9 protein-coding genes are annotated in these 9,836 nt (G+C 60.3%); 5 read left to right on the top strand and 4 right to left on the bottom strand.

Going from position 1 to position 9,836, the window contains the following annotated elements; all coding sequences use genetic code 11:
- Positions 1 to 16: 16 nt before the first annotated feature.
- Positions 17 to 2,005 (bottom strand): alpha-1,4-glucan--maltose-1-phosphate maltosyltransferase, encoded by a 1,989-nt coding sequence (locus WH299_RS21630; protein WP_339551250.1) that lies wholly within the window; start codon positions 2,003 to 2,005, stop codon positions 17 to 19.
- Positions 2,006 to 2,209: 204 nt separating this feature from the next.
- On the opposite strand from WH299_RS21630, the gene WH299_RS21625 reads away from it, so the two are divergent.
- Positions 2,210 to 2,386 carry a hypothetical protein gene (locus WH299_RS21625; protein ID WP_164393753.1) on the top strand — a complete coding sequence of 59 codons (177 nt, stop codon included), beginning with the start codon at positions 2,210 to 2,212 and terminating at the stop codon, positions 2,384 to 2,386.
- On the opposite strand, the gene WH299_RS21620 is transcribed toward WH299_RS21625, so the two are convergent.
- Positions 2,364 to 2,855 carry an MgtC/SapB family protein gene (locus WH299_RS21620; protein ID WP_012723945.1) on the bottom strand — a complete coding sequence of 164 codons (492 nt, stop codon included), beginning with the start codon at positions 2,853 to 2,855 and terminating at the stop codon, positions 2,364 to 2,366. The genes WH299_RS21625 and WH299_RS21620 overlap by 23 nt on opposite strands.
- Before the next feature lie 119 nt (positions 2,856 to 2,974).
- Between WH299_RS21620 and WH299_RS21615 the strand changes: the two genes are divergently transcribed.
- From WH299_RS21615 to WH299_RS21600, 4 genes are all read left to right on the top strand, one after another.
- Positions 2,975 to 3,214, top strand: a complete 240-nt coding sequence (locus tag WH299_RS21615) for a DUF3203 family protein (protein ID WP_122727504.1) — start codon at positions 2,975 to 2,977, stop codon at positions 3,212 to 3,214.
- Positions 3,215 to 3,398: 184 nt separating this feature from the next.
- Positions 3,399 to 4,808, top strand: a complete 1,410-nt coding sequence (gene ccoG, locus WH299_RS21610) for a cytochrome c oxidase accessory protein CcoG (RefSeq protein ID WP_123477186.1) — start codon at positions 3,399 to 3,401, stop codon at positions 4,806 to 4,808.
- Positions 4,809 to 4,878: 70 nt separating this feature from the next.
- The gene (gene mapR / locus WH299_RS21605; protein ID WP_122727508.1) at positions 4,879 to 6,288 is read left to right on the top strand and encodes a GntR family transcriptional regulator MpaR; all 1,410 of its coding nucleotides are present in this window, start codon (positions 4,879 to 4,881) and stop codon (positions 6,286 to 6,288) included.
- Positions 6,289 to 6,410: 122 nt separating this feature from the next.
- Positions 6,411 to 6,815, top strand: a complete 405-nt coding sequence (locus WH299_RS21600) for a hypothetical protein (protein WP_339551249.1) — start codon at positions 6,411 to 6,413, stop codon at positions 6,813 to 6,815.
- A gap of 7 nt (positions 6,816 to 6,822) precedes the next feature.
- On the opposite strand, the gene WH299_RS21595 is transcribed toward WH299_RS21600, so the two are convergent.
- Together WH299_RS21595 and WH299_RS21590 are read right to left on the bottom strand one after the other, a co-directional pair.
- Positions 6,823 to 7,569, bottom strand: coding sequence for an SDR family oxidoreductase (locus WH299_RS21595; protein ID WP_122727510.1), 747 nt, complete (start codon positions 7,567 to 7,569; stop codon positions 6,823 to 6,825).
- Positions 7,570 to 7,623: 54 nt separating this feature from the next.
- Positions 7,624 to 9,720, bottom strand: a complete 2,097-nt coding sequence (locus tag WH299_RS21590; RefSeq protein WP_122727512.1) for a putative bifunctional diguanylate cyclase/phosphodiesterase — start codon at positions 9,718 to 9,720, stop codon at positions 7,624 to 7,626.
- Positions 9,721 to 9,836: the final 116 nt, after the last annotated feature.

Below are 9,836 nucleotides of genomic sequence, written 5' to 3'. Positions count from 1 at the left end.
TCCTACAGGTCCGGTTTCAAGAAGTGGTAATACGCCAGATCCCAAACGGCATCTGCGGCTCCAGCCGCATCCACTGGCTTTTGCCATACCAGGTCCAGCGATGGCCGTTCATCAAGTCTTCGCCCTGGGTCTGGGCGTCGTCCGGCAGGCCTAACTCCCACAGTGGCAGCTCGAAATGGGCTTCCTGGGCATTGAAGGGATCAAGGTTCACTACAACCAAAATGAAGTTACTGCCATCCTCGCTGCGCTTGCCGAAATACAGGATGTTGTCGTTCCAGGCGTTGTAGAGCTTGAGCCCCAGGTGCGTCTGCAACGCCGGGTTCTGCCGACGGATACGGTTGAGTTGGGCGATCTCGGCAATGATGTTGCCGGGCGCGGTGAAGTCCCGTGGACGAATCTCGTATTTCTCCGAGTCCAGGTATTCTTCTTTGCCCGGCACCGGGGCCGCTTCGCAGAGTTCGAAGCCGGAATACATGCCCCACAGGCCTGAGCCCATGGTGGCCAGCGCGGCACGGATCAAAAAGCCGGGACGGCCGGATTCGTGCAGGAAGGCCGGGTTGATATCCGGCGTATTCACGAAGAAATTCGGCCGGTAGCATTCGCGCCACGGCGACTCGTTCAACTGCGTCAGGTATTCGCTCAACTCGGCCTTGGTATTGCGCCAAGTGAAATAGGTGTAGCTCTGGGAATAGCCGACCTTGCCCAGGCGCGCCATCATCGCCGGCGTGGTGAATGCCTCGGCGAGGAATATCACCTCGGGGTGCTTGGCGCGCACATCGCTGATCAGCCATTGCCAGAACGGCAGCGGCTTGGTGTGGGGGTTGTCGACGCGAAAGGTCTTCACGCCCTCTTCGACCCAGCCCACCACGATATCGCGCAGCTCGGTCCACAGGCCCGGAATGGCGTCCGCCGCGTAAAAGTCGACGTTGACGATGTCCTGATACTTCTTCGGCGGGTTTTCCGCGTATTTGATCGTGCCGTCCGGGCGCCAATTGAACCAGCCCGGATGCTCCTTGAGCCATGGATGGTCCTGGGAACACTGGATGGCGAAGTCCAAGGCAATTTCCAGACCATGCTCGGCGGCCGCCTGGACCAGGCGGCGAAAGTCGTCGCGGCTGCCCAGTTGCGGATGAATCGCCTCATGGCCGCCGTCTTCGCTGCCGATGGCATAGGGGCTGCCCGGATCATCCGGGCCGGCGGTCAGGGAATTGTTCTTGCCTTTGCGGTGGCTGCGGCCGATGGGATGGATTGGCGGGAAATACAGCACGTCAAAACCCATGTCATGGATCATCGACAGGCGCGAGTGCACGTCATTAAAGGTGCCGTGGCGCGCGGGATCGTCGGTGATCGAGCGCGGGAACAGCTCGTACCAACTGGCAAACAGCGCCGCCTCGCGCTCCACATCGATCGGGTAGACGGTACTGATGCTCAAGTAAGCGCGATGATCGGCCTGGGTCATCAAGTGTGCACTGTCTTCGTGCAGGAACTGCGCGACCTGCTCGGTTTCCAGCAGGCCGGAGAGTTCGTGGTGCAACAGCATCAGGCGGTCACGTAGCTCATTGTCACTGCGCTCGGCGGCCTGCAGCACCAGGCTGCGGCCTTCCTGCAACTCCAGGCTGACCGGCACGCCGGCCTCATGTTTCTTGCGCAACTCGTAGCAAAAGCTGGCAAAGGTATCGATCCAGGCTTCGATGCAGTATTCGTGAGGGCCTTGCTGGGCCACGGTAAACGCGCCCTCCCAGCCGTTGTTGCCCACGTCGGTCATGACCACGCTGTGCCAGCTTTCGTCCTGCAGCGGGCGCCAGCGGATCAGCACGGCGAGCTTGTCATGGCCGTCGGCGAAGACTTTGCTGGTGACGTTGACACGCTGGCCCACCACGGCTTTTACGGCGAATTCGCCGCCGTCAATCACGGGGGTGGTGCTTTCGATGGCGATCCTGGGCAGCAACAAGGCCTGGGACAACGGTAACAAGGATTCATCTGGAGTCAGTGTTTCAGCAGTCATCGAGCATCTTCCCCTTACGCCCTATGGACGCTCTTTGCTTGATCCGAATTCTGATACGACGCTGCTCTCCCTGAGCAAGGCCGTCATAGGTCCGAGCCCGGGCCCGCGATAAAAGTTCAGCTGGATGTACTGCCATTGAGCGGGGAATCAATTCGCCCCGGCGGATGTCCACCGATAGAGCAAAGCACAAAGGAGGCCACACCGATGAATATCCCGATCCCAGCGGAAACGCCGGACCCGAATATCGACAAACCCACGCTGCCGCCGAGCCAACCGGAACCGATTCCGGAAAAAGAACCGCCCGAAAATGAGCCGCCACCGGTAGAGGAACCGCCGACGACCATGCCGCCCGTGATCGTCAGTCCTTCTCGAAACGCTTGACGATTTTTGGCATGACGCTGAACACCGCCAATGCCAGCAAGGTACTCAGCACCGCTGTCGATTCCCGGCCCAACCCGGCTGAGACCCCAATCGCAGCGGTCATCCACAAACCGGCAGCGGTGGTCAGGCCTTTGACATGGCCTTCTTCATCATCCTTGCCCTTGATGATCGTACCGGCGCCCAGAAAGCCGATCCCCGCAATCACCCCCTGCACTACCCGGCTCATGGCATCCGCCTGATTGCCGGACATTTGCGGCACCATCACGAACAATGCAGCGCCCAACGCCACCAGCATATGGGTGCGCACCCCGGCGGCCTTGCCCTTGCTCTCTCGCTCAAAGCCGAGGATGCCGCCCAGGATGGCGGCGATCAGCAGGCGCACGGTGATCTGGGTGAGTTGCTTGGCGTCGCCGATGTCGGCGAACTCGGCTTGCAGGGTTTGCCACACTTCATGCCACCACGCGTCCATCTGGGCTGTCCTTTGTCTGGTTGGTAAAGGATGGACAGCGACGACCGCCAGTCAGTTGCCTGGAACCCCTTCACATCGCTGGGCCCTAACGCTTATAGCCCATGAACAAGGAGAACGGCATGCCCATTCGTATCGAAAACCAACTGTGCTACTTCACGCTTGATGACAATGGCCAGGAACAGAGCGTGCCAGCGACCCGGGTCAATATTGTTACTGACCTCGACAAGTCGATGTCCTACGTGGAACTGGCCGCCGAACGGATCTATATCACTGAGGCCGAGGCAGACGCCTTGACAGTGGCGGGTGCCCATGACGGGCGTCAGCACGTGAAGGCCGAAGAACCTGGTTCGCTGATTTAATTGATCTGTGTCAGCGCCCTCGAAATAACCCTGCACCCCTGGCGCCATGGGGTGCAGCACATTGTCGCAGCGCTGTTCCCCTGCCCCATCTGATCCGCTTTTTATCGCCATAGCTGAGTCTGTTATGCAAACAGTGTCACGCGCATAGTTCATCCGCCTGATGGAGGCTGATGAGCGAACGACCATGAGCGAACACATCCCAACCGTGGAAATTTTTGAGCCCACACACCCAAAGAAGGTGAAGGCCAAATCCAGCGACAACCTGATTCATACCCGCAGTTTCACCGGCCTGTTCCGTACCTTGCGCGTGAGCGGTGCAGCCTTCCTGTTCCTGGCGTTTTTCGGCACGGTGTGGCTGAACTGGGACGATCGGCAGGCGGTGCTGTGGGACCTGGCTGAAAGCAAATTCCATATCTTTGGCGCGACCTTCTGGCCGCAGGATTTCATCCTGTTGTCGGCACTGTTGATCATCTGCGCCTTCGGCCTGTTTGCGATCACCGTGTTTGCCGGCCGCGTGTGGTGCGGCTACACCTGCCCGCAAAGCTCGTTTACCTGGCTGTTCATGTGGTGCGAAAAAGTCACCGAAGGCGAACGCAACCAGCGTATCAAGCTGCACGCGGCGCCCTGGAGCCTGAACAAGCTGGCGCGACGCTCGGCCAAGCACACCTTGTGGCTGGGGATCAGCGTGCTGACCGGCCTGACGTTTGTCGGCTATTTCACGCCGATCCGGCCCCTGGCGACCGAACTGCTGACCTGGCAGATGGGCGGCGTCAGCCTGTTCTGGGTGCTGTTCTTTACCGGCGCCACCTACATCAACGCCGGTTGGCTGCGCGAAGCGGTGTGCATGCACATGTGCCCGTATGCGCGGTTCCAGAGCGTGATGTTCGACAAAGACACCCTGACCATTTCCTACGACGTGGCGCGCGGCGAAAGCCGTGGTCCACGCAAACGTGAAGTCAAACCTGCCGACGTCGGCCTGGGCGACTGCATCGACTGCCAGTTGTGCGTGCAGGTCTGCCCCACCGGCATCGACATCCGCGACGGCCTGCAAATGGAGTGCATTGGCTGCGCGGCGTGCATCGACGCCTGCGATTCGATCATGGACAAGATGGGCTACCCGCGTGGCCTGGTGAGCTACACCAGCGAACATCAACTCCAAGGCGGCAAGACGCACCTGCTAAGGCCGCGCCTGATCGGCTACAGTGCCGTGCTGTTGGTGATGATTGCTGCGTTGGTAGTGGCGTTGGTAGAGCGGCCGATGGTGTCGCTGGACGTGACCAAGGACCGTGGCATGTTCCGTGAAAATGCCCAGGGTCTGATCGAGAACATCTACAGCCTCAAGGTGATCAACAAGACCCAGCAGCGTCAGGACTATCGCCTGGAACTGGTGGACGCCGACGGCTTCCAGTTGCAAGGCAAGAGCGAGATCAGCCTTGCGCCTGGGGAAATCACCGATGTGCCGGTGTCGGTGGCATTGCTGGCGGATAAACCGGCGAGCAGTTCGCAGACCTTGCGTTTCAAGGTCACGGACGTGGATGAGCCGTGGATCTACAGCGCCGCTGATAGCCGCTTCGTGGCGCCGCTGAACCGCTGAAATCTGTCTGAATATGTGGAGATCCCACAATTTAATCGCTGCCAAGTCTGAAAAAACTGTTAAGGCCCCCATGAAACGCTACGAAAAATTCGCCGACGACATTGCAGAACTGATTCGCTCCGGCGTCCTTGGCCCCGGCCAGCGGGTGCCGTCGGTGCGCTATGCCAGCCAGACCTACGGCGTCAGCCCGTCCACGGTGTTCCAGGCCTACTACCTGCTTGAGCGCCGAGGCCTGATCCGCGCGCGACCGCGCTCCGGTTACTTCGTCAATACCCATGCGCCCAGCCCATTTTCCGAGCCGGTGGTGAGCGAGCAGGTGCATGAGTCCACCGAAGTGGATGTGAGCGAACTGGTGTTCTCGGTACTCGACTCGATCAAAGACCCGAACACCGTACCGTTCGGCTCGGCGTTTCCCAGCCCCATGCTGTTTCCGCTGCCGCGCCTGGCACGCTCCCTGGCCAGCGCCAGCCGCGAAATGGACCCACGACTGGTGGTCACCGACATGTCGCCGGGCAACCCGCAACTGCGCCGGCAGATCGCCCTGCGCTACATGGTCGGCGGCCTGATGCTACCGATGGAAGAACTGCTGATCACCAACGGCGCTTTGGAGGCCTTGAACCTGTGCCTGCAGGCGGTCACCGAACCGGGTGACCTGGTGGCCATCGAAGCCCCGGCGTTCTACGCCTGCCTGCAAGTGCTGGAGCGTTTGAAACTCAAGGCAGTGGAAATTCCGGTGCACCCGCGCGACGGCATCGACCTCAACGCCCTCGCACAAAGCCTTGAGCGCTACCCGATCAAGGCCTGCTGGACCATGACCAGCTTCCAGAACCCCATGGGCGCAACCCTGCCGGAAGCCAAGAAACAGGCCCTGGTGGAACTGTTGCGCGGCCATCAGGTGCCCTTGATCGAAGACGATGTGTACGCCGAACTCTATTACGGCCAACAGGCCCCGAAACCCGCCAAGGCGTTCGATACCGAAGGCTTGGTGATGCATTGCGGCTCCTTCGCCAAAAGCCTGGCTCCGGGCTATCGCGTCGGCTGGGTGGCAGCCGGACGCTTTGCGCAGAAGGTTGAGCGGCTGAAGCTGATGACCTCGCTCTGTCCGTCAATGCCGGCCCAGGCGGCGATTGCCGATTACTTGCAGCACGGCGGTTATGACCGGCACCTGCGCAAACTGCGCTATGCCCTGGAAGAACAGCAAAGCGCCATGCTGGCCGCGATCGCCCGCTATTTCCCGGCACAGACGCGGGTCAGCCAACCGGCCGGCGGGTATTTCCTGTGGCTGGAGCTGCCGGAGCAGACGGATTCGTTGAAGTTGTTCCAGATGGCGTTGGCGCAGGGCATCAGCATCGCGCCGGGGCCGATCTTCTCGGCGACCCAGCGCTTCCGGAACTGCATTCGCTTGAATTACGGCAGCCCGTGGAACGAGGCGTCGGAGAAAGCCATGGAAACACTGGGAAGAATCGTGCGCTCGTTTTGAATCGGAACCGAACCCATCAGGAGGCCACACAAGGAAACTTTTTCCTGTTCTCAACCTGGAGTTTTCCCATGCTAACAGCGAGCGTTTCCTGCCTCACACCGCTTCCGGTCCCCCCAAACTACATGCGTGCAGACGAACAGAAACAAGTGCGCGAGATGAACGGCCCCATGGGCCGTCCTGTCGGCGACCATCGCTCGGCCGACAGGATCATCGAACAGAGCCCCGTGTTGAAAAGCTTCCTGGACAACCGTGACAATTACCACCTGATCGATGATTTGAAACGAAACGTGGGTGATTGGGACAGCGCCAACCCGGAGGTCCGGGCGAACGCGATCTACAACCTGGATAAAGTCTTGCGTTTTATCGACAACCTCGACGACCGTTACTTGAACGGCAGCCACAGCCGCAACGGGAAAATCGACGGTCTCGCCAGCAATGGCTACAGCCTGCTGGATAACTCGGAAGCCAGCCTACTCAAGGCGTTTTCCGAGAAGGGTTATCCAGTGCTGCGCCATCTGCGTACCTAACCGACGTCTAGCGACCTCCGCCCAGATCGAGGAATGTGCCAGTGGCGTAGGAAGCCTTGTCTGACAGTAACCAGATGATCGCCTCGGCCACCTCATCCGGGCGCCCACCCCGGGCCATGGGAATACCGGACTCGAGCTTGCTGACTCTGTCCGGATCACCGCTCAGGGCATGGAAGTCGGTGAAGATGTAGCCGGGGCGCACGGCGTTGACGCGAATGCCCTCACCCGCCACCTCTTTTGACAAACCGAGGGTGAAGGTGTCGAGTGCACCTTTGGACGCTGCGTAGTCGACATATTCACCAGGCGAACCCAAGCGAGCCGCCACCGACGACACGTTGACGATACTGCCGCCCTGCCCGCCATGCTTGGGCGACATGCGCAGCACCGCATGCTTGGCGCACAGGATCGGGCCGAGCACGTTGGTCTTCATGATTTTCAGGATGCGGAACTCGGACATCTCGTCAACGCGGGACTTGTGCCCCACCGTGCCCGCATTGTTGACCAGTGCGGTCACACGACCCAGCTCGGCGTCCACACGATGGAACAACGCGACCACTTCATCCTCGATGCTCACATCTGCCCGCACGGCAATGGCTTGGGCGCCCAGCGCACGCACTTGTTCCAGTACGCGGTGGGCCGCCTCTTCGTCGGACTGGTAGTTGATGCAGATGCGATAGCCTTGGCGAGCGGCCAGCAAGGCCGTCTCGGCGCCAATCCCGCGACTGCCCCCGGTGATGATGACGACTTTGTCCATGCGTGCGATCTCCTGATTCAACCTGATGTTTAGGGTTGGATCCAAGAATACCTGTCACGCACGGCTTTTGTCAGGCGCAACGGCCTCTTCGGCGCGTTGGATATCTGCCATGAAGCCCTCTGCTGGCAACGGGTGGCCCAGCAGGTAACCCTGCAGGGAATTGCACCCAAGCCGTGTCAGGAAATTTTGCTGCACATCCGTCTCGACACCCTCGGCAACAATCCGTAACCCCAGGGCCTGGCCAAGGGCAACGATGGCCGAGACGATGGCGGCGTCGTCGCTGTCGTGTTCCAGGTCGCGCACAAAGCCTCGGTCGATCTTCAGCTCGTTGGCCGGCAGGCGCTTGAGGTACATCAGGCTGGAATAACCGGTGCCGAAGTCATCGATGGACAAGTCGACGCCCATGTCCGACAGCTGCTGCAACACCGTCATGCTCGCGTCGGCGTCGCTCATGGCCGTGGTTTCGGTGATTTCCAGGGTCAGGCTGTTGGCCGGCAATTGGTGCCGCTCAAGGGCCGCCGCCACGCTCTTGACCAACCCGGCGTGGCAGAACTGCAAGGCCGACAGGTTCACGGCGATGCGCCAATCTTCGTAGCCCTGAACGTACCACAGACTCATTTGACGGCAGGCTTCGTTGAGCACCCACTCCCCAATTGGAATGATCAAGCCGGTCTTTTCCGCCAGTTCGATAAACGTCGCCGGTAGCAGCAACCCCTGTTGCGGGTGTTCCCAGCGTAGCAAGGCTTCGGCGCCGACCGGGATGCCGCTGAGCGCGTCGAACTTGGGTTGGTAGTACAGGCGCAATTGCTCTTGTTCCACCGCATTACGCAAGTCCTGCAACAGCTGCAATTGCTTGCGTGCGTTGTTGTTCATCGACACGTCAAAGAAGCTGTAGCCGTTCTTGCCCATGCCTTTGGCGTGGTACATCGCGGCGTCGGCGTTCATCAGCAATTCCTGAGGGTTGCCACCGTTGCCCGGGAACATTGCGATGCCGACGCTGGCAGAGATCTTCAGCTCATGCTCGGCCACCTGGAAGGCGCGGTTGATCAGGATCACCTGGCGTTCGGCAAGGCCAAGGGCATCGTCCGGCTGGGTCAGTTGCACCAGCAACACAAACTCATCGCCGCCGATGCGCGCCAAGGTGTCCTGGCTGCGCAAGTCTTCGCGCAGGCGCAGGCCGACTTCACGCAACAATTGGTCACCCATGTGATGACCAAAGGCATCGTTGACCGGTTTGAAGCCGTCGAGGTCGATAAACATCAACGCAAAGCAACCGCCCTGCTCTTTCACCGCTTGCATGGCCTGTTGAATGCGATCGGCCAGCAACGTGCGATTCGGCAGGCCAGTGAGCATGTCGTGCAGGGCCAGATGGGTCAATTCCTGGTTGGCTTGGGTCAGGGAATCGGCCAGCACAGCGGTGCGGACTTCCAGGCGGGCGTCGAGCAGCGAGGTGAGCAAGGCAATGGCCAGCACCGCCAGGGTCGTGACCAGCACCAGGTTATCCAGGCCCTTGCCGCTCAAGCCGTTCAGCGCAGCGCCGCAGAAACTGTCATCGGCGAAACGTGCCGCGGCCATGCCGGTGTAATGCATGCCGACGATGGCAAAGCCCATCACCACCGCTGCGCCACCTCGTAAAAGACGCACGTACGGTGTGCTACGGCGCAAATTGTGGGCGATCCACAGTGCAGCGCCAGACGCGACCACGGCGATCAGCAACGACGCGCCAAACAAGGTGGGGTCATAGTCGATGCCTGGGGTCATGCGCATCGCGGCCATGCCGGTGTAATGCATGCACGCGATGCCGGTGCCCATGACCAGCGCGCCAAACCCCAGTTGCCAGGCAGGCAAACGCGGCTGGCTGATCAACCACAAGGCAAAGCCGCTCGACAACACCGCGATCAACAACGACAGCGCGGTGATGCCCAAATCGAAGCCCAGGGCAAACGGCAAGCGCAGCGCCAGCATGCCGATGAAATGCATCGACCACACCCCCACACCCATCGCCATGGCGCCGCCGGCTATCCATAGATAAACGGTACGACCTTTGGCGGTAGCGATGCGACCGGAGAGATCCAGTGCGGTGTAGGAAGCCAGGATCGCAACGAACAGTGAGATCACGACCAGTGAGGGTGAATAACTACCGATGAGCATGGGACTTCTCGTGCGCAGCGGGCCTGAGACGCCCGTGCCAGGTGGCAAAGCGGGCGATTGTAGCGAGAATAATTCTTGAGCAGTTGATTAATTATCAGAGGGCCATTAGTGGCATT

The organism is Pseudomonas sp. MYb541 (genome assembly GCF_037479595.1).
Lineage (GTDB): Bacteria > Pseudomonadota > Gammaproteobacteria > Pseudomonadales > Pseudomonadaceae > Aquipseudomonas > Aquipseudomonas canadensis.
This window is presented reverse-complemented; position numbering and strand designations above follow the sequence as displayed.